18 protein-coding genes and 1 pseudogene are annotated in these 19,896 nt (G+C 50.2%); 10 read left to right on the top strand and 9 right to left on the bottom strand.

The window, feature by feature from the left end; translation table 11 throughout:
- Positions 1 to 18 precede the first annotated feature (18 nt).
- Positions 19 to 840, top strand: a complete 822-nt coding sequence (locus BFF42_RS07180) for a trypsin-like serine peptidase (protein ID WP_001260830.1) — start codon at positions 19 to 21, stop codon at positions 838 to 840.
- A 38-nt stretch (positions 841 to 878) separates the two neighbouring features.
- Here the strand turns inward: BFF42_RS07180 and mdtI are convergent, their stop codons facing one another.
- The 3 genes from mdtI to BFF42_RS28545 form a co-directional block, all read right to left on the bottom strand.
- Entirely contained in the window at positions 879 to 1,208 is a 330-nt protein-coding gene (gene mdtI / locus BFF42_RS07175; protein WP_000046661.1) for a multidrug/spermidine efflux SMR transporter subunit MdtI, read from the bottom strand.
- The gene (mdtJ, locus tag BFF42_RS07170; protein WP_000276149.1) at positions 1,195 to 1,560 is read right to left on the bottom strand and encodes a multidrug/spermidine efflux SMR transporter subunit MdtJ; all 366 of its coding nucleotides are present in this window, start codon (positions 1,558 to 1,560) and stop codon (positions 1,195 to 1,197) included. Before mdtJ ends, mdtI begins: the two co-directional genes overlap by 14 nt.
- Before the next feature lie 106 nt (positions 1,561 to 1,666).
- On the bottom strand, positions 1,667 to 1,837 hold the full coding sequence (locus tag BFF42_RS28545) for a protein YdgV (protein WP_001303517.1): 171 nt from the start codon (positions 1,835 to 1,837) through the stop codon (positions 1,667 to 1,669).
- Positions 1,838 to 1,971: 134 nt separating this feature from the next.
- Here BFF42_RS28545 and tqsA point away from each other — a divergent pair, with 134 nt between their 5' ends.
- Entirely contained in the window at positions 1,972 to 3,006 is a 1,035-nt protein-coding gene (gene tqsA / locus BFF42_RS07160) for an AI-2 transporter TqsA (RefSeq protein WP_001118241.1), read from the top strand.
- 24 nt (positions 3,007 to 3,030) lie between these two features.
- Here tqsA and pntB read toward each other — a convergent pair whose 3' ends face one another.
- Positions 3,031 to 4,419 (bottom strand): Re/Si-specific NAD(P)(+) transhydrogenase subunit beta, encoded by a 1,389-nt coding sequence (gene pntB, locus BFF42_RS07155; RefSeq protein ID WP_000014036.1) that lies wholly within the window; start codon positions 4,417 to 4,419, stop codon positions 3,031 to 3,033.
- A gap of 10 nt (positions 4,420 to 4,429) precedes the next feature.
- Positions 4,430 to 5,962, bottom strand: coding sequence for a Re/Si-specific NAD(P)(+) transhydrogenase subunit alpha (gene pntA / locus BFF42_RS07150; RefSeq protein ID WP_004983892.1), 1,533 nt, complete (start codon positions 5,960 to 5,962; stop codon positions 4,430 to 4,432).
- 523 nt (positions 5,963 to 6,485) lie between these two features.
- Between pntA and ydgH the strand changes: the two genes are divergently transcribed.
- The 3 genes from ydgH (at position 6,486) to folM (ending at position 9,757) form a co-directional block, all read left to right on the top strand.
- Positions 6,486 to 7,430, top strand: coding sequence for a DUF1471 family protein YdgH (ydgH, locus tag BFF42_RS07145; RefSeq protein ID WP_000769322.1), 945 nt, complete (start codon positions 6,486 to 6,488; stop codon positions 7,428 to 7,430).
- Between the two features lie 185 nt (positions 7,431 to 7,615).
- Positions 7,616 to 8,998, top strand: coding sequence for an amino acid permease (locus BFF42_RS07140; protein WP_000412386.1), 1,383 nt, complete (start codon positions 7,616 to 7,618; stop codon positions 8,996 to 8,998).
- 36 nt (positions 8,999 to 9,034) lie between these two features.
- On the top strand, positions 9,035 to 9,757 hold the full coding sequence (gene folM / locus BFF42_RS07135; protein ID WP_000513669.1) for a dihydromonapterin reductase: 723 nt from the start codon (positions 9,035 to 9,037) through the stop codon (positions 9,755 to 9,757).
- On the opposite strand, the gene BFF42_RS07130 is transcribed toward folM, so the two are convergent.
- A complete protein-coding gene (locus BFF42_RS07130) occupies positions 9,754 to 10,089 on the bottom strand; it encodes a GlpM family protein (protein ID WP_000524868.1) in 336 nt (111 codons plus the stop codon). The genes folM and BFF42_RS07130 overlap by 4 nt on opposite strands.
- Before the next feature lie 127 nt (positions 10,090 to 10,216).
- On the opposite strand from BFF42_RS07130, the gene rstA reads away from it, so the two are divergent.
- From rstA to tus, 3 genes are all read left to right on the top strand, one after another.
- The gene (gene rstA / locus BFF42_RS07125; protein ID WP_001092502.1) at positions 10,217 to 10,945 is read left to right on the top strand and encodes a two-component system response regulator RstA; all 729 of its coding nucleotides are present in this window, start codon (positions 10,217 to 10,219) and stop codon (positions 10,943 to 10,945) included.
- A gap of 3 nt (positions 10,946 to 10,948) precedes the next feature.
- Complete coding sequence (gene rstB, locus BFF42_RS07120) at positions 10,949 to 12,250, top strand: two-component system sensor histidine kinase RstB (RefSeq protein WP_039060245.1); 1,302 nt, start codon at positions 10,949 to 10,951, stop codon at positions 12,248 to 12,250.
- A gap of 75 nt (positions 12,251 to 12,325) precedes the next feature.
- Entirely contained in the window at positions 12,326 to 13,255 is a 930-nt protein-coding gene (tus, locus tag BFF42_RS07115; protein WP_012421691.1) for a DNA replication terminus site-binding protein, read from the top strand.
- On the opposite strand, the gene fumC is transcribed toward tus, so the two are convergent.
- Positions 13,252 to 14,655 carry a class II fumarate hydratase gene (fumC, locus tag BFF42_RS07110; protein ID WP_001099102.1) on the bottom strand — a complete coding sequence of 468 codons (1,404 nt, stop codon included), beginning with the start codon at positions 14,653 to 14,655 and terminating at the stop codon, positions 13,252 to 13,254. The two genes, tus and fumC, sit on opposite strands and share 4 nt — an antisense overlap.
- 142 nt (positions 14,656 to 14,797) lie before the next feature.
- Positions 14,798 to 16,444 carry a class I fumarate hydratase gene (gene fumB, locus BFF42_RS07105; RefSeq protein WP_000066628.1) on the bottom strand — a complete coding sequence of 549 codons (1,647 nt, stop codon included), beginning with the start codon at positions 16,442 to 16,444 and terminating at the stop codon, positions 14,798 to 14,800.
- A 198-nt stretch (positions 16,445 to 16,642) separates the two neighbouring features.
- Here fumB and manA point away from each other — a divergent pair, with 198 nt between their 5' ends.
- Together manA and BFF42_RS07095 are read left to right on the top strand one after the other, a co-directional pair.
- Positions 16,643 to 17,818, top strand: coding sequence for a mannose-6-phosphate isomerase (gene manA / locus BFF42_RS07100; RefSeq protein ID WP_001170683.1), 1,176 nt, complete (start codon positions 16,643 to 16,645; stop codon positions 17,816 to 17,818).
- Positions 17,819 to 17,918: 100 nt separating this feature from the next.
- On the top strand, positions 17,919 to 19,427 hold the full coding sequence (locus BFF42_RS07095) for a YdgA family protein (RefSeq protein WP_001043345.1): 1,509 nt from the start codon (positions 17,919 to 17,921) through the stop codon (positions 19,425 to 19,427).
- 143 nt (positions 19,428 to 19,570) lie between these two features.
- Here the strand turns inward: BFF42_RS07095 and BFF42_RS07090 are convergent.
- Positions 19,571 to 19,896 (bottom strand): annotated as a pseudogene (locus BFF42_RS07090) (IS1-like element IS1B family transposase); the annotation flags it as partial.

The raw sequence follows: 19,896 nt of genomic DNA, 5'->3' as shown, positions 1-19,896 counted from the left end.
TACCCACCAGAGTGTGATATGCGTACAACCATTGCTGTAGTGTTGGGTGCAATTAGTTTGACGTCTGCTTTTGTGTTTGCAGATAAACCAGACGTTGCCAAATCGGCAAACGATGAGGTCAGCACCCTGTTTTTTGGTCATGATGATCGTGTGCCAGTGAATGACACGGCCCAATCACCGTGGGATGCGGTTGGGCAACTGGAAACGGCCAGCGGCAATTTATGTACGGCGACGCTGATTGCACCCAATCTGGCATTAACGGCAGGACACTGTTTATTGACACCTCCAAAGGGTAAAGCCGATAAAGCAGTGGCGCTGCGTTTTGTGTCAAATAAAGGTCTTTGGCGCTATGAGATCCACGACATAGAAGGCCGCGTTGATCCGACACTGGGAAAGCGGTTAAAAGCAGATGGGGATGGTTGGATTGTACCTCCCGCAGCCGCGCCGTGGGACTTCGGATTGATTGTGCTACGTAATCCCCCTTCTGGCATTACACCGTTGCCGTTATTTGAGGGAGATAAAGCCGCGCTTACTGCCGCATTAAAATCGGCTGGCCGTAAAGTAACTCAGGCGGGATACCCTGAAGATCATCTCGATACGTTGTACAGTCATCAAAACTGTGAAGTGACTGGCTGGGCGCAAACGTCGGTGATGTCACATCAGTGCGATACCTTGCCGGGTGACAGCGGTTCGCCTCTGATGTTGCATACCAATGACGGCTGGCAATTAATTGGGGTGCAAAGTTCGGCTCCTGCCGCGAAAGATCGCTGGCGCGCCGATAACCGGGCCATTTCTGTTACCGGTTTTCGCGACAAGCTGGATCAACTGTCGCAAAAATAATGTTCAAACGCTGCCCGACTGTGCGGGCAGCGTGTTCATCAGGCAAGTTTCACCATGATCATTCCAGCCAACAGCAAGACCAGGCCAATCCAGCCTTTACGATTTAACCGTTGACCAAACAAGATCCAACCTGCGGCTAACGTGGCGGCAATACCAAACCCGCCCCACAATGCATAAGCGACAGACAAGTCGATCCCTTTAACGGCCTGAGAAAGCGCACTAAAGGCAGCCAGCACCGCCGCCAGGGAGAGCAAGCCAAATATTTTGCGACGAAAGCCGTCAGAAAATTTCAAAAAGACGTTAGCAACGATTTCCAGCACGATTGCCAATGCCAGCCAGGCGGCGTGAACCCATTCAAACTGCGCCATGGTTCACCTCCAGTTCAGGTTTACGCGCTTTACGGGTACCTGATTTTATCAACACAATCCCGGCGACCAGGGTGGTTAACCCGGCAATTTTCATCAGCGATAAACTTTCGTCGAATAACAAAACGCTAAACAAGGTAATAAATAAAATACCGATACCTTCCCACAGCGCATAAGCTACGCCTAAGGCGATCTTTTTAACGGCGAAAGAGAGAAATATATACGACAGAGAAATCATCACCAGCATTAAAATAAAGCCGCCATTTCCCTCACTGACGCTCGCCCATTTCATTGACAGCGTACCGGTAATTTCTGTAGCAATAGCCAGGCCTAATAAAATCCAATAAATATACATTGTCCTTCTCCTGCAAGAGAATTATTTTAATTTTCGCTTAATTCAGCGAAATCAAAGTAAAGTGGTCAAGCCCCGCGCATAGGGCAAGCTTAGGCAGAAGAAAGGACTAAAGCGCGTTGCGCCAGTGCTGCTCACCTACGAGCAAGATAGTGGATGAGGTACGAAGATGGGTAAATGTTGAAAATAAGGTCCTGAACAAATTGTCCATAATATTACAATTATCCGCAGTGTTGCTTCTCGTCATCGCGGATGATAATTGTCCTCGGTAGTTGAACACGCCTGATTTGTATCATAGCTTAAGAATTAACTCAAAATATTTTCACTTCTTTACCTGAGCGGTTTGATTTTCGTTATGATGACGGAGCGAAAAAGACATTATTATTAGCAAAGGAAGAAAAAACGGGGACAAGCATGGCAAAGCCGATCATCACGCTCAATGGCCTAAAAATCGTCATTATGTTGGGAATGCTGGTCATTATTCTCTGCGGTATCCGTTTTGCCGCCGAGATCATCGTGCCGTTTATTCTCGCATTATTTATTGCTGTTATTCTTAACCCGCTGGTGCAACACATGGTCCGCTGGCGAGTGCCGCGTGTACTGGCGGTGTCGATTTTGATGACCATCATCGTGATGGCGATGGTGTTGCTATTAGCTTATCTGGGTTCCGCGCTCAACGAGTTGACGCGGACGTTACCGCAATATCGCAACTCTATTATGACGCCGCTGCAAGCTCTTGAGCCGTTGTTGCAACGCGTAGGGATTGACGTCTCAGTTGACCAGCTGGCGCATTACATTGATCCGAACGCAGCGATGACGTTGCTCACCAACTTATTGACGCAGTTATCTAATGCCATGTCATCAATATTTTTATTGCTGCTGACGGTGCTGTTTATGCTGCTCGAAGTGCCACAATTGCCCGGAAAATTTCAGCAAATGATGGCGCGTCCGGTTGAAGGGATGGCGGCGATTCAACGTGCAATTGACAGTGTTTCTCATTATCTGGTGCTGAAAACAGCCATCAGCATCATCACCGGCCTGGTCGCCTGGGCGATGCTCGCCGCACTCGATGTTCGCTTCGCTTTTGTCTGGGGATTGCTGGCCTTTGCGCTTAATTACATCCCTAATATTGGTTCAGTTCTCGCGGCAATCCCCCCTATCGCTCAGGTACTGGTGTTTAATGGCTTCTACGAAGCGTTGCTGGTGCTGGCGGGATATCTGCTGATTAATCTGGTCTTCGGCAATATTCTGGAGCCGCGCATCATGGGACGTGGGCTGGGGCTTTCCACATTGGTGGTATTTTTGTCGTTGATTTTTTGGGGATGGTTGTTAGGACCGGTGGGTATGCTGCTTTCCGTGCCGTTAACAATTATTGTCAAAATTGCGCTTGAACAAACAGCGGGAGGTCAAAGCATCGCCGTTCTGTTAAGCGATCTCAATAAAGAGTGACGGCCTCCGCAGAGGCCGTCAGGGTTACAGAGCTTTCAGGATTGCATCCACGCTGGCTTTGGCGTCACCAAACAGCATGTGGGTGTTTTCCTTGAAGAACAGCGGGTTTTGCACACCAGCATAGCCAGTGTTCATCGAACGTTTAAAGACAATCACGTTCTGCGCTTTCCACACTTCCAGCACAGGCATACCAGCAATAGGACTTTTCGGATCATCCTGCGCCGCCGGGTTAACCGTATCGTTAGCACCAATCACCAGTACGGTATCGGTATCAGCAAAGTCATCGTTGATCTCGTCCATTTCCAGCACGATGTCATACGGTACTTTTGCTTCAGCCAGCAATACGTTCATATGTCCAGGCAAACGCCCCGCAACCGGGTGGATACCGAAACGCACGTTGATACCACGAGCGCGCAGTTTCTCGGTAATTTCAGCGACAGGATATTGCGCCTGCGCGACTGCCATGCCGTACCCCGGAGTAATGATCACTGAATGGGAGTTTTTCAGCAGTTCCGCTGTCTCTTCTGCGGTGATTTCGCGGTGCTCGCCCACTTCCTGATCATCGCCAGTAGAAGAGCCGTCGGTGCCGAAACCACCCGCAATAACGCTGATAAAGGAACGGTTCATCGCCTTACACATAATGTAAGAAAGGATAGCCCCCGAAGAACCGACCAGCGCACCGGTCACAATCAGCAGGTCGTTGCTGAGCATAAAGCCCGCAGCCGCAGCCGCCCAGCCGGAGTACGAGTTCAGCATCGACACCACCACTGGCATATCTGCACCACCGATGGAGGCGACTAAATGCCAGCCGAATACCAGCGCAATGGCGGTCATTATTAGCAATGCCAGCACTTGCAGGCCGACGCTGTCCGTGCGAACAAATACAATCAGCAGCAGGAAGGAAACGACCAGAGCCGCCAGGTTCATTTTGTGACGGTTTGGCAGCATCAACGGTTTAGACGAAATCTTGCCACACAGTTTGCCGAACGCCACCACCGAACCCGTGAACGTTACCGCCCCGATGAAGATACCGAGGAACACTTCCGTCAGGTGAATATTGACCAGAATCGGTGCCATTCCCGCGTCATGATGCAGATAGCTGTTAAAGCCAACCAGCACTGCCGCCAGACCCACGAAGCTGTGCAGGATCGCCACCAGTTCTGGCATTTCGGTCATTTCAACTTTCTTCGCCAGACGGATACCAATTGCCCCTCCAATGACCATCGCCAGCAAGATCCAGCCAACATTACCCGTATCCGGTCCAAAAATGGTTGCGATTAACGCAATCGCCATCCCTGCGATACCGAAGTTGTTACCCTGGCGAGACGTTTCATGTTTCGAAAGACCGGCCAGACTGAAGATAAACAGGATCGCGGCAACAATGTATGCAGCTGTAACTAATCCTCCAGACATATGTTACCCCTTAATTTTTGCGGAACATTTTCAGCATGCGCTGAGTCACGGTGAAGCCACCGAAAATATTAATGCTGGCTATAAGCACCGCGATAAAACTAAGGAAGCTAACCCAGCCGCCCTGGCCAATCTGCAACAGTGCTCCGACAACAATAATCCCTGAAATCGCGTTGGTGACCGACATCAACGGTGTATGCAGCGCGTGCGATACATTCCACACCACGTAATAACCGACAACGCAGGCCAGCGCGAAAACGGTGAAGTGCCCAAGAAACTCTTTCGGCGCAACGCTTGCCAGCCAACCGAAAAGGATGATTGCCAGCGCCATCAACGCGTATTTACGCCACGGTGAGCAGGCACATTTTTCCTCAGTTTTCACTTCCGGTGCCGCTTTTTGTGCCGCCTGCGGCTGAGCTGATACCTGAATCGGCGGTGCCGGCCAGGTAATTTCGCCCGCACGGATCACGGTCACGCGGCGAATCACCACATCATCAAAATCAACAGTGATATTGCCGTCTTTCTCTTTGCACAACAGTTTCAGCAGATTAACGAGGTTAGTACCGTAAAGCTGCGAGGATTGCGTCGGCAGACGGCCCGGAAGATCGGTATAACCAATCACTTTGACACCATTTTCCGTAGTGAAGATTTCACCCGGCACGGTGTATTCACAGTTGCCACCGTTTTGGGCTGCCAGGTCGACAATCACACTGCCCGTCTTCATGGAGTCAACCATTTCACGGGTAATTAGCTTCGGCGCTGGTTTGCCTGGAATAAGCGCGGTGGTGACAATGATATCGACCTCTTTTGCCTGGGCGGCAAAGAGTTCCATTTCCGCTTTAATGAACGCGTCCGACATCACTTTGGCATAGCCATCGCCGCTGCCCGCTTCCTCTTTAAAATCCAGCTCGAGGAATTCCGCGCCCATACTTTGAACTTGTTCTTTCACTTCCGGACGGGTGTCGAATGCACGCACAATCGCGCCGAGACTGTTTGCTGCGCCAATGGCGGCCAGACCTGCAACACCCGCACCAATCACCATCACTTTTGCCGGTGGCACTTTCCCGGCCGCAGTAATTTGCCCGGTAAAGAAGCGCCCAAATTCATGTGCCGCTTCAACAATGGCGCGATAACCGGCGATGTTCGCCATCGAGCTTAGTGCGTCCAGCGATTGTGCGCGTGAGATACGCGGCACAGAATCCATCGCCATCACGGTCACGTTACGTTCCGCAAGTTTTTGCATTAATTCCGGATTCTGCGCAGGCCAGATAAAACTCACCAGCGTTGTCCCAGGATTCAGTAACGCAATTTCATCATCTAACGGCGCATTGACCTTCAGAATGATCTCTGACTGCCAGACGCTATTCCCTTCTACAATTTCAGCGCCCGCTTGCACAAACGCTTTATCGTCAAAACTTGCCAGTTGACCCGCGCCGCTCTCTACCGCGACGGTAAAACCCAGTTTCAGCAGCTGTTCCACTGTTTTTGGCGTTGCTGCAACACGGGTTTCATTGGTTAACCGTTCTCTTGGTATGCCAATTCGCATGATATTCCCTTCCATCGGTTTTATTGATGATGGTTTGCCTGTGTCAGGAGCCACACAAGCCGCTCATGTACGAGCTAAATGTTACTCCGTTAAAATAAATTAGTAACAAACGCCCTATAACGTACTGAAAATTATGCCTGTGATCTAGCGCCAAAAATCAGTATTTCGGCGTGAACTCGCAAAATATTAACGATTCAGCCGTGATAGTGGGATAAACACCTTAGAACGCCGGATAAAGACTGATAATTGTCTTCGACGGTCGGGTAAAACGAGACATCGCCCCGGCACGATTCACTACTTAACATTAAATTAACTTATACAATTCAGTTGCTTCAGTAGTAATGATGCTGATACGGCTGTTTTTTAAGCATAGACGGTCATTTGAGCAGGATTAAAATTGGCTTAAGGAATGTGATATGAAAAATGACGCAGACAGTTACACCGTTTAAATGCAATAATCAGCCACGTTTCTCGTTAATAACAATACCAGTACCTGGTTTGCGCAAGGCGAAGGATTATTTTTATGAAGCTTAAGAACACCCTCCTGGCGTCGGCACTGCTTTCTGCTACGGCATTCTCCGTTAACGCAGCAACAGAACTGACACCGGAGCAAGCGGCAGCGGTTAAACCTTTTGACCGTGTAGTGGTTACCGGTCGTTTTAATGCTATTGGCGAAGCGGTGAAAGCCGTTTCTCGTCGCGCAGATAAAGAAGGTGCCGCCTCTTTTTATGTTGTCGACACTTCTGATTTTGGTAACAGCGGTAACTGGCGTGTGGTCGCTGACCTCTATAAAGCCGATGCTGAAAAAGCAGAAGAAACAAGTAATCGCGTAATTAACGGTGTTGTCGAACTGCCGAAAGATCAGGCTGTTCTGATTGAACCGTTTGACACGGTCACCGTCCAGGGCTTCTATCGTAGCCAGCCAGAAGTCAATGATGCCATCACCAAAGCGGCAAAAGCGAAAGGTGCCTACTCTTTCTACATCGTTCGTCAAATCGATGCCAACCAGGGCGGCAACCAGCGTATTACTGCATTCATCTATAAAAAAGATGCTAAGAAACGTATCGTCCAGAGCCCGGATGTGATCCCGGCAGATTCCGAAGCAGGACGTGCAGCTCTGGCTGCCGGTGGCGAAGCCGCGAAGAAAGTTGAGATCCCAGGTGTTGCGACTACCGCATCACCAAGTTCTGAAGTCGGTCGTTTCTTTGAAACCCAGTCATCAAAAGGCGGGCGTTACACCGTCACGCTCCCGGATGGCACTAAAGTCGAAGAACTGAACAAAGCGACCGCAGCGATGATGGTCCCGTTCGATAGCATCAAATTCTCTGGCAACTACGGCAACATGACCGAAGTCTCCTATCAGGTTGCGAAACGTGCCGCGAAGAAAGGTGCTAAGTATTACCACATCACCCGCCAGTGGCAGGAACGTGGTAATAACCTGACCGTCAGCGCAGATCTGTATAAATAACTATTCAGTTACTCCTATAAGGCGGCTTGATGCCGCCTTTCGCATTTTTAGTCACAAATTTCCCCGCGACCATTGCATGCAGACACATCTCTTCGTAAAATCCCGCGCTTCAGTGGCAAACTCCATTTTTATGCGTTTTGCCCTAATATTTATTCTTCTTATCACGTTTTAATCACTGGATATCGATGGAAAAGAAACTGGGACTGAGCGCACTCACCGCGCTGGTATTAAGCTCAATGCTGGGCGCGGGTGTTTTCAGTCTGCCGCAAAATATGGCGGCAGTTGCCAGCCCGGCAGCACTGCTCATCGGCTGGGGTATTACTGGCGCTGGCATTTTATTGCTGGCCTTTGCCATGCTGATCCTCACGCGCATTCGTCCCGAACTTGACGGCGGTATCTTTACCTATGCCCGCGAAGGGTTTGGCGAGCTAATCGGCTTTTGTTCCGCATGGGGATACTGGCTGTGCGCAGTCATCGCCAACGTCTCCTATCTGGTGATCGTTTTTTCCGCGTTAAGCTTTTTTACGGACACGCCGGAATTGCGCCTGTTCGGCGATGGTAATACCTGGCAATCGATCGTCGGTGCATCGGCTTTATTGTGGATTGTTCACTTTTTGATCCTGCGCGGGGTGCAAACCGCTGCCAGCATTAACCTGGTGGCGACACTGGCAAAATTGTTGCCGCTGGGTCTGTTTGTTGTGCTGGCGATGATGATGTTCAAACTGGATACCTTCAAGCTCGACTTCACCGGACTTGTACTTGGCGTACCCGTTTGGGAACAGGTGAAAAACACCATGCTGATCACCCTGTGGGTTTTCATTGGTGTGGAAGGTGCCGTGGTTGTTTCTGCGCGTGCGCGTAATAAACGTGATGTTGGCAAAGCGACACTGCTGGCGGTTCTCTCCGCTCTGGGCGTTTACTTGCTGGTAACGCTGCTTTCGCTGGGTGTGGTGGCACGTCCTGAACTGGCTGAAATTCGTAACCCGTCAATGGCCGGTCTGATGGTGGAAATGATGGGACCATGGGGCGAAATCATCATCGCTGCCAGTTTGATCGTTTCCGTTTGCGGCGCGTACTTAAGCTGGACCATCATGGCGGCAGAAGTTCCGTTCCTGGCTGCCACTCATAAAGCATTCCCACGCATTTTTGCGCGCCAGAACGCACAAGCTGCGCCATCCGCCTCACTGTGGTTGACCAACATCTGCGTGCAAATTTGTCTGGTACTCATCTGGCTGACCGGTTCCGATTACAACACGTTGCTGACCATCGCCTCAGAAATGATTCTGGTGCCCTATTTCCTGGTCGGCGCGTTCTTGCTGAAAATCGCAACCCGTCCACTGCATAAAGCGGTAGGTGTCGGTGCCTGCATTTATGGCTTATGGTTATTGTACGCCTCTGGTCCAATGCACTTGCTGTTATCCGTTGTTCTGTATGCGCCGGGGCTGCTGGTTTTCCTGTATGCGCGCAAAACGCATACACATGATAATGTACTGAACCGTCAGGAAATGGTGCTGATTGGCATGCTGTTAATTGCCTCAGTTCCGGCGACCTGGATGCTGGTGGGATAACGTTCATCCCATCGTTGGATAGCAAAGGAGATAACGATGGGTAAAGCCCAGCCCTTGCCAATATTAATTACTGGCGGAGGTCGTCGCATCGGCCTCGCCCTCGCCTGGCATTTCATTAATCAAAAGCAACCGGTGATTGTCAGCTATCGGACGCACTATCCAGCCATTGATGGACTGATTAAGGCAGGTGCGCAGTGTATTCAGGCTGATTTTTCGACCAACGACGGTGTGATGGCGTTTGCCGATGAAGTACTAAAAAGCACCCATGGTCTGCGTGCTATTTTGCATAACGCCAGTGCGTGGATGGCGGAAAAACCGGGTGCGCCACTGGCCGACGTACTGGCTTGCATGATGCAGATCCACGTTAATACCCCATACCTGCTCAACCATGCGCTGGAAAGATTACTGCGTGGGCACGGACACGCCGCCAGCGATATCATTCACTTTACCGATTATGTGGTGGAGCGCGGTAGCGACAAGCATATTGCGTATGCTGCAAGCAAAGCGGCACTGGATAATATGACCCGCTCGTTTGCCCGCAAGCTGGCACCGGAAGTGAAAGTGAATTCTATTGCTCCATCGCTGATCCTGTTTAATGAACATGATGATGCCGAATATCGACAACAGGCGCTGAATAAATCACTGATGAAAACCGCGCCTGGCGAGAAAGAAGTGATCGACCTGGTCGATTACTTACTTACCAGTTGCTTTGTCACCGGACGCAGTTTCCCACTTGATGGCGGTCGTCATCTGCGTTAATGCAGCTTTATCCAGCATATAATCAACACCCATGCGCTTATCCCCCAACACGCAACAGAACCAACAAAAGCGGCGGGCAAGCGCATCATTCCGGTGAAATACCACAGCGACACCAGGTAAACAAAATAGGGAATAATCGACCACATACTAAAAATGATGGTTGCGCGTAAGGCTTCAATGCCGCGTTCGCTGGCAACAATATAATGCGCGATAAGCGCAAAGGTCGGGAAAAGTGGAATCAGCCCGGCGATATAATAATTTTTCGTTTTTGCTAAAACACCAATCAACAGCACTACCAGCGCACCGAGCGCGGCTTTGATTACCAGCCCCATTTTTTACCTTAACACTTCCATAACAAGTCATCAGTAGAATACCTGATGAAAACTTGTTTAGAAACGATTGATAGTAAGTAAAAACAGCGCGGTGTATTGTGACGTTTTTATATCTACCGTGAATGTTATGAACACTATCGTATTTGTGGAAGATGATGCGGAAGTCGGTTCACTGATTGCCGCGTACCTGGCAAAACATGATATGCAGGTTACCGTAGAGCCGCGCGGCGACCAGGCCGAAGAAACCATTTTGCGAGAAAATCCGGATTTGGTGTTACTCGACATCATGCTACCAGGCAAGGACGGCATGACCATTTGTCGTGATTTACGCGCAAAGTGGTCTGGACCGATTGTTCTTCTAACCTCTCTCGATAGCGATATGAACCACATCCTGGCACTGGAAATGGGTGCCTGCGACTATATTCTCAAAACGATGCCCCCTGCTGTTTTGCTAGCGCGTTTACGTTTGCATTTGCGTCAGAATGAGCAAGCCACACTGACCAAAGGTCTTCAGGAAACGTCTCTGACGTCTCTGACTCCCTACAAAGCCCTGCATTTCGGCACGTTGACCATCGATCCCATCAACCGCGTAGTCACCCTGGCTAACACTGAAATCTCGCTCTCGACAGCTGATTTCGAATTATTGTGGGAATTAGCTACCCATGCCGGGCAAATCATGGACCGCGATGCATTGCTGAAAAATTTACGCGGCGTCAGTTATGACGGACTGGATCGTAACGTGGACGTGGCTATTTCGCGGTTAAGAAAAAAACTGCTCGATAACGCCGCAGAACCTTATCGCATTAAAACTGTGCGTAACAAAGGCTATCTTTTTGCGCCTCATGCATGGGAATAAGCGATGAAAAAACTGTTTATCCAGTTTTACCTGTTATTGTTTGTCTGCTTCCTTGTGATGTCTCTGCTGGTTGGGTTGGTGTACAAATTTACCGCCGAACGCGCGGGCAAACAGTCGCTGGATGATTTGATGAACAGTTTGCTGTATCTGATGCGCAGCGAATTGCGTGAGATCCCCCCACACGACTGGGGTAAGACGCTGAAAGAGATGGATTTAAATCTCTCTTTCGATCTGCGTGTCGAGCCACTGAGTAAATACCATCTTGATGATATTTCCATGCACGGACTGCGTGGCGGCGAAATTGTCGCCCTGGACGATCAGTACACGTTTTTGCAGCGTATCCCGCGCAGCCACTACGTGCTGGCAGTTGGTCCTGTTCCTTATCTTTATTATCTCCATCAGATGCGATTGCTGGATATCGCCCTGATCGCTTTTATTGCTATTTCCCTCGCCTTTCCGGTGTTTATCTGGATGCGTCCGCACTGGCAGGATATGTTAAAACTGGAAGCAGCGGCGCAACGATTTGGCGATGGGCATCTCTATGAGCGTATCCACTTTGATGAGGGTTCGAGCTTTGAACGACTTGGTATCGCATTTAACCAGATGGCGGACAATATCAACGCCTTGATTGCCAGCAAAAAACAGCTTATTGACGGTATCGCTCACGAACTGCGAACACCGTTAGTGCGCCTGTGTTATCGACTGGAGATGAGCGATAACCTGAGCGCCGCCGAGTCCCAGGCGTTGAATCGTGATATCAGTCAACTTGAAGCTTTAATTGAAGAGCTGCTGACTTATGCCCGACTCGATCGCCCACAAAACGAGCTTCATCTTAGCGAACCAGACCTGCCGTTGTGGCTGTCAACGCATCTGGCAGATATTCAGGCAGTAACGCCCGATAAAACGGTACGGATAAAAACGCTCGTGCAAGGCCATTATGCGGCGTTGGATATGCGCTTAATGGAGCGCGTGCTGGATAATTTGCTCAATAACGCCCTGCGGTACTGCCATTCAACGGTTGAAACCAGCCTGCTACTGTCGGGGAATAGAGCGACATTAATTGTTGAGGATGATGGCCCAGGGATTGCCCCAGAAAACCGCGAACATATCTTTGAACCTTTTGTTCGCCTCGATCCCAGCCGGGATCGCTCAACCGGCGGCTGCGGGCTGGGGCTGGCAATTGTCCACTCTATAGCACTGGCAATGGGCGGTACGGTTAATTGTGACACCAGCGAACTGGGTGGTGCTCGCTTCTCGTTTAGCTGGCCGTTATGGCATAACATCCCGCAATTTACCTCTGCCTGACACTACGCGCACGATGGTGAAGTCACCACCATTGTGCTATAAATTAAGGATGTTGTAACTAAAGTGGTTAATATTATGGCGCGTTACGATCTCGTAGACCGACTCAACACTACCTTTCGCCAGATGGAACAAGAGCTGGCTGCATTTGCCGCTCATCTTGAGCAACACAAGCTATTGGTTGCCCGCGTGTTCTCTTTGCCGGAGGTAAAAAAAGAGGATGAGCATAATCCGCTTAATCGTATTGAGGTGAAACAACATCTCGGCAACGACGCGCAGTCGCTGGCGTTGCGTCATTTCCGCCATTTATTTATTCAACAACAGTCCGAAAATCGCAGCAGCAAAGCCGCTGTCCGTCTGCCTGGCGTGTTGTGTTACCAGGTCAATAACCTTTCGCAAGCAGCGTTGGTCAGTCATATTCAGCACATCAATAAACTCAAGACCACGTTCGAGCATATCGTCACGGTTGAGTCAGAACTCCCCACCGCGGCACGTTTTGAATGGGTGCATCGTCATTTGCCGGGGCTGATCACCCTTAATGCTTACCGCTCGCTCACCGTTCTGCACGACCCCGCCACTTTACGTTTTGGCTGGGCTAATAAACATATCATTAAAAATTTGCATCGTGATGAAGTCCTGGCACAGCTGGAAAAAAGCCTGAAATCACCACGCAGTGTCGCACCGTGGACGCGCGAGGAGTGGCAAAGAAAACTGGAGCGAGAGTATCAGGATATCGCTGCCCTGCCACAGAACGCGAAGTTAAAAATCAAACGTCCGGTGAAGGTGCAGCCGATTGCCCGCGTCTGGTACAAAGGAGATCAAAAACAAGTGCAACACGCCTGCCCTACACCGCTGATTGCACTGATTAATCGGGATAATGGTGCGGGCGTGCCGGACGTTGGTGAGTTGTTAAATTACGATGCAGACAATGTGCAGCACCGTTATAAACCTCAGGCGCAGCCGCTTCGTTTGATCATTCCACGGCTGCACCTGTATGTTGCAGATTAACGCCCGGCTTTCATACTGCCGACCATCTGTTCTGGCCGTACCCAGCTGTCAAACTCGGCTTCGCTAAGATACCCCAGCGCAAGGGCCGCAGCTTTTAAGGTCAGCCCTTCTTTATGCGCTTTTTTGGCGATCTCCGCGGCTTTGTCATAACCAATGTGGGTGTTAAGCGCAGTCACCAGCATCAGCGATTCATTGAGTAATTGATTGATTCGCTCACGATTCGGTTCAATACCCACTGCGCAGTGTTTGTTAAAACTTTCCATGCCATCTGCCAGCAAGCGCACCGATTGCAGGAAATTATGGATCACCATCGGACGGAAGACGTTCAGTTCAAAGTTACCAGAAGCGCCACCCATGTTGATCGCCACGTCGTTCCCCATTACCTGACAGCAGAGCATGGTTAATGCTTCACACTGGGTTGGGTTCACTTTCCCCGGCATGATTGAGCTGCCCGGCTCATTTTCCGGGATTGAGATTTCACCAATTCCGCAGCGCGGGCCAGAGGCCAGCCAGCGGACATCATTGGCGATTTTCATCAGTGACGCAGCCAACCCTTTCAACGCGCCGTGCGCCTGAACCAGGGCATCACAGGTCGCAAGCGCTTCAAATTTGTTCGGCGCGGTAACAAACGGTGCACAGGTAATGACTGCCAGTTCATCTGCTACGCGACGCGCATACTCCGGATGGGTATTTAGTCCAGTACCCACCGCTGTACCGCCAAGAGCCAGTTCCGCTACGTGAGGCAGGCTGTATTCGATATGTTTGAGATTATGCTCGAGCATCGCTACCCAGCCGGAAATCTCCTGCCCTAGTGTTAGCGGCGTGGCGTCCTGCAAGTGGGTTCGACCGATTTTGACGATATCGGCAAATGCACGCGATTTTTCACTCAGTGTCTGTGTCAGGGTTTTAAGCTGCGGAATGAGTTGCTTGCGCAGCGCCAGCAGCGCCGCAACGTGCATCGCCGTCGGAAAGACATCGTTGGAACTTTGGCTTTTGTTCACGTCGTCGTTAGGGTGAACTTTACGTTCCATCCCGCGCACGCCGCCGAGTAATTCACTGGCCCGGTTAGCCAGCACTTCGTTCATGTTCATGTTACTTTGCGTGCCGGAGCCGGTCTGCCAGATAGCCAGCGGGAATTCGTCGTCATGCTGTCCTGCCAGTACTTCATCCGCCGCCTGCCGAATGGCGCTCGCTTTCTCTTCAGACAACAAGCCTAAATCTTCATTAACTTTTGCCGCTGCGCGCTTGGTTAGCGCCAGCGCATGAATCAGTGAGGTGGGCATTTTCTCCGTCGAAATGCGGAAATGCTCCAGCGAGCGTTGAGTTTGTGCGCCCCACAGCTTATCTGCCGGGACATCAATCGCCCCCATCGAATCTTTTTCGCTGCGTACTGTATTCATGGCCTGCTCCTCACCTGTTTAATTTTTTCTTTCTGTTTTGCTTTCGTTAAGCAACTTTTAGCTCACTTATTATTTACTATTTGATAACAAATGTTTGGTCTTTCGTGCCATGTAAAAAAACCGCCCCGAAGGGCGGCTCTGTTTATTTCACACAGCGAGTGCACTGTGTGAGTTGTATCTGCTGGAAGAAGTCATTTCCTTTATCATCCACAAGGATAAACGCCGGGAAATCTTCCACTTCAATTTTCCAGATGGCTTCCATTCCCAGTTCCGGATATTCAACACATTCCAGGCTCTTAATACTTCCCTGCGCCAATACAGCGGCCGGACCACCGATACTGCCAAGGTAGAAGCCGCCGTGTTTTTTACAGGCATCCGTCACCTGCTGGCTGCGGTTGCCTTTCGCCAGCATGATCATACTTCCGCCCTGCGCTTGCAGTTGATCGACATAAGAATCCATCCGTCCGGCGGTCGTTGGGCCAAGAGAACCGGAGGCATAACCTTCCGGCGTTTTGGCCGGACCCGCGTAGTAAATCGGATGATCTTTAATGTACTGCGGCAGCCCTTCACCGTTATCCATCCGCTCTTTCAGTTTGGCGTGAGCAATATCACGACCGACGATAATCGTGCCGTTAAGCGATAAGCGTGTAGAAACGGGATACTGCGACAACTGTGCGAGGATCTCTTTCATCGGACGGTTAAGGTCAACGCGCACCGCTTCGCCTTCTCCCGCTTTACGCAGCTCTTCAGGGATATATTTACCTGGATTATGTTCCAGTTTTTCGATCCAGATCCCCTGACGGTTGATCTTCGCTTTGATATTACGGTCAGCAGAGCAGGAAACACCCATACCAACCGGACAGGATGCGCCGTGACGTGGCAGGCGAATCACGCGTATGTCGTGAGCGAAGTATTTACCACCAAACTGCGCACCCAGACCGAGATTTTGCGCTTCGATCAGCAATTCTTTTTCCAGTTCCACATCGCGGAATGCCTGACCGTGCTCATTCCCTTCCGTTGGCAGTTCGTCATAGTATTTAGCGGAAGCCAGTTTCACTGTTTTAAGGTTAGTTTCTGCAGAAGTTCCACCAATTACGAACGCAATATGATACGGAGGACAGGCCGCCGTACCCAGCGTGCGCATCTTCTCAACCAGGTAATTTTTCAGTTTCCCCGGCGTTAGTAACGCTTTGGTTTCCTGATAGAGATACGTCTTGTTTGCCGAACCACCACCTTTGGCGATACAGAGGAATTTGTACTCGTCGCCATCAACGGCATAAAGATCGATCTGCGCTGGCAGATTGGTGCCGGTATTCACCTCTTTATACATATCCAGCGGCGCGTTTTGCGAGTAGCGCAAATTATCTTCGATATAAGTGTTATAGACACCGCGCGCCAGCGCCGCTTCATCACAGCCACCGGTCCATACACGCTGCCCTTTTTTACCAACAATAATCGCAGTGCCGGTATCCTGACAGGTTGGCAGAACACCTTTCGCCGCGATGTCGGAGTTGCGCAGGAATTGCAGCGCCACATATTTATCATTTTCGCTGGCTTCCGGGTCACGCAGAATGTCGGCCACCTGTTGTTGGTGAGCCGGACGCAGCATAAATGACGCATCATGAAACGCCTGACGCGCCAACAGAGTTAACGCTTCGGGTGCGACTTTCAAAATCTCCTGCCCTTCAAATTCAGATACGCTAACGTGTTCGCTGGTTAGCAGGTAATACTCAGTATCATCTTTTTTGAGTGGAAAAGGAGCCTGATAATGAAAGGGTTTGTTTGACATTGTTCTCTCACTTACTGCCTGGTTTGGTTATGCTCTGGGCGGGTGTTCCGTTGCCCTGTTAAAAGCGAGTAACAATATCCTACACGCTTTTTTAACAAAAACTGAGACTAGTACGACTTTTTGCGGCTCCAGGTTACTTCCCGTAGGATTCTTGCTTTAATAGTGGGATTAATTTCCACATTAAAACAGGGATTGATCATGCAAAAACTCATTAACTCAGTGCAAAACTATGCCTGGGGCAGCAAAACGGCGTTGACTGAACTTTATGGTATGGAAAATCCGTCCAGCCAGCCGATGGCCGAGCTGTGGATGGGCGCACATCCGAAAAGCAGTTCACGAGTGCAGAATGCCGCCGGAGATATCGTTTCACTGCGTGATGTGATTGAGAGTGATAAATCGACTCTGCTCGGAGAGGCCGTTGCCAAACGCTTTGGCGAACTGCCTTTCCTGTTCAAAGTATTATGCGCAGCACAGCCGCTCTCCATTCAGGTTCATCCAAACAAACGCAATTCTGAAATCGGTTTTGCCAAAGAAAATGCCGCAGGTATCCCGATGGATGCCGCCGAGCGTAACTATAAAGATCCTAACCACAAGCCGGAGCTGGTTTTTGCGCTGACGCCTTTCCTTGCGATGAACGCGTTTCGTGAGTTTTCCGAGATTGTCTCCCTACTCCAGCCAGTCGCAGGTGCACATCCGGCAATTGCTCACTTTTTACAACAGCCTAATGCCGAACGTTTAAGCGAACTGTTCGCCAGCCTGTTGAATATGCAGGGTGAAGAAAAATCCCGCGCGCTGGCGATTTTAAAATCGGCGCTCGACAGTCAGCAGGGTGAACCGTGGCAAACGATTCGTTTAATTTCTGAATTTTACCCGGAAGACAGCGGCCTGTTCTCCCCGCTGTTACTGAATGTGGTGAAATTGAATCCTGGCGAAGCGATGTTCCTGTTCGCTGAAACACCGCACGCTTACCTGCAAGGCGTGGCGCTGGAAGTGATGGCGAACTCCGATAACGTGCTGCGTGCGGGTCTGACGCCTAAGTACATTGATATTCCGGAACTGGTTGCCAATGTAAAATTCGAAGCCAAACCGGCTAACCAGTTGTTGACCCAGCCGGTGAAACAAGGTGCAGAACTGGACTTCCCGATTCCAGTGGATGATTTTGCCTTCTCGCTGCATGACCTTAGTGATAAAGAAACCACCATTAGCCAGCAGAGTGCCGCCATTTTGTTCTGCGTCGAAGGCGATGCAACGTTGTGGAAAGGTTCTCAGCAGTTACAGCTTAAACCGGGTGAATCAGCGTTTATTGCCGCCAACGAATCACCGGTGACTGTCAAAGGCCACGGCCGTTTAGCGCGTGTTTACAACAAGCTGTAAGAGCTTACTGAAAAAATTAACATCTCTTGCTAAGCTTATTAAAGGCTTATAACACCTTCAGGCGGCCAGTCCGCCTGATTTCATTTTATGGATAATCATTATGAATAAATCGCTGGTAGCGGTAGGCGTCATTGTTGCGCTAGGCGTAGTCTGGACAGGCGGCGCATGGTATACAGGCAAGAAGATTGAAACCCATCTCGAAGACATGGTCGCGCAGGCGAACGCGCAACTCAAACTGACAGCTCCTGAATCCAACCTGGAAGTGAGTTATCAAAACTATCATCGCGGCGTATTCAGCAGCCAGTTGCAACTGTTGGTGAAACCCATTGCCGGGAAAGAAAATCCGTGGATTAAAAGCGGTCAGAGCGTCATCTTCAACGAATCGGTTGATCATGGTCCCTTCCCGCTTGCCCAGCTTAAAAAACTGAACCTGATCCCGTCGATGGCATCAATTCAAACCACGCTGGTTAATAACGAAGTAAGCAAACCACTGTTTGATATGGCAAAAGGTGAAACGCCTTTTGAGATTAACTCGCGCATTGGTTACAGCGGTGATTCCAGTTCCGATATTTCGCTCAAGCCACTGAATTACGAGCAAAAGGATGAAAAAGTCGCCTTTAGCGGCGGCGAGTTCCAGTTAAATGCTGACAGAGACGGCAAAGCCATCTCCCTTTCCGGGGAGGCGCAAAGTGGTCGGATAGACGCAGTTAACGAATACAACCAGAAAGTGCAGTTGACCTTTAATAATCTGAAAACCGACGGTTCCAGCACGCTGGCAAGTTTTGGTGAGCGCGTAGGAAACCAAAAACTGTCACTGGAAAAAATGACCATTTCAGTGGAAGGCAAAGAACTGGCACTGCTGGAAGGCATGGAGATCAGCGGTAAATCGGATCTGGTCAATGACGGTAAAACGATCAATAGCCAACTGGATTACTCGCTAAACAGCCTGAAGGTACAGAATCAGGATCTGGGCAGCGGCAAGCTGACTTTAAAAGTCGGCCAGATTGATGGTGAAGCCTGGCATCAGTTCAGCCAGCAATATAACGCGCAAACTCAGGCGCTGCTGGCACAGCCAGAAATTGCCAACAATCCCGAACTTTATCAGGAGAAAGTGACGGAAGCCTTCTTTAGCGCCCTGCCGCTGATGTTGAAAGGCGATCCGGTGATTACTGTCGCGCCGCTAAGCTGGAAAAACAGTCAGGGTGAAAGTGCGCTGAATCTGTCGCTGTTCCTGAAAGATCCGGCAACGACTAAAGAAGCGCCGCAAACGCTGGCGCAGGAAGTAGATCGTTCGGTTAAATCTCTGGATGCGAAACTGACCATTCCGGTGGATATGGCAACTGAGTTTATGACTCAGGTAGCGAAGCTGGAAGGTTATCAGGAAGATCAAGCGAAAAAACTGGCGAAACAGCAAGTTGAAGGTGCATCAGCAATGGGGCAGATGTTCCGTCTGACCACCTTGCAGGACAATACCATCACCACCAGCCTGCAATATACTAACGGTCAGATAACGTTAAATGGGCAGAAAATGTCGTTAGAAGATTTTGTTGGCATGTTTGCGATGCCAGCTCTTAACGTTCCGGCTGTACCGGCAATTCCGCAGCAGTAATTCACGGCCAAAACGCCGGAGAATTTTCACTTCGGCGTTTTCATCTGAAAACAAACCAGAGATTGCCTGATGCGCTACGCTTATCAGGCCTACCTTTTCCTGCAACACTTTGAATTTATGAGTTTTTGGGTAATGACTCCAACTTATTGATAGTGTTTTATGTTCAGATAATGCCCGATGACTTTGTCATGCAGCTCCACCGATTTTGAGAACGACAGCGACTTCCGTCCCAGCCGTGCCAGGTGCTGCCTCAGATTCAGGTTATGCCGCTCAATTCGCTGCGTATATCGCTTGCTGATTACGTGCAGCTTTCCCTTCAGGCGGGATTCATACAGTGGCCAGCCATCCGTCATCCATATCACCACGTCAAAGGGTGACAGCAAGCTCATAAGACGCCCCAGCGTCGCCATAGTGCGTTCACCGAATACGTGCGCAACAACCGTCTTCCGGAGCCTGTCATACGCGTAAA

The sequence above is a fragment of the Shigella sp. FC1661 genome (assembly GCF_001712525.1).
Taxonomy (GTDB): Bacteria; Pseudomonadota; Gammaproteobacteria; order Enterobacterales; family Enterobacteriaceae; genus Escherichia; species Escherichia coli.
The sequence above is the reverse complement of the archived record's forward strand: the minus strand, read 5'-3'. Positions and strand labels throughout refer to the sequence as shown.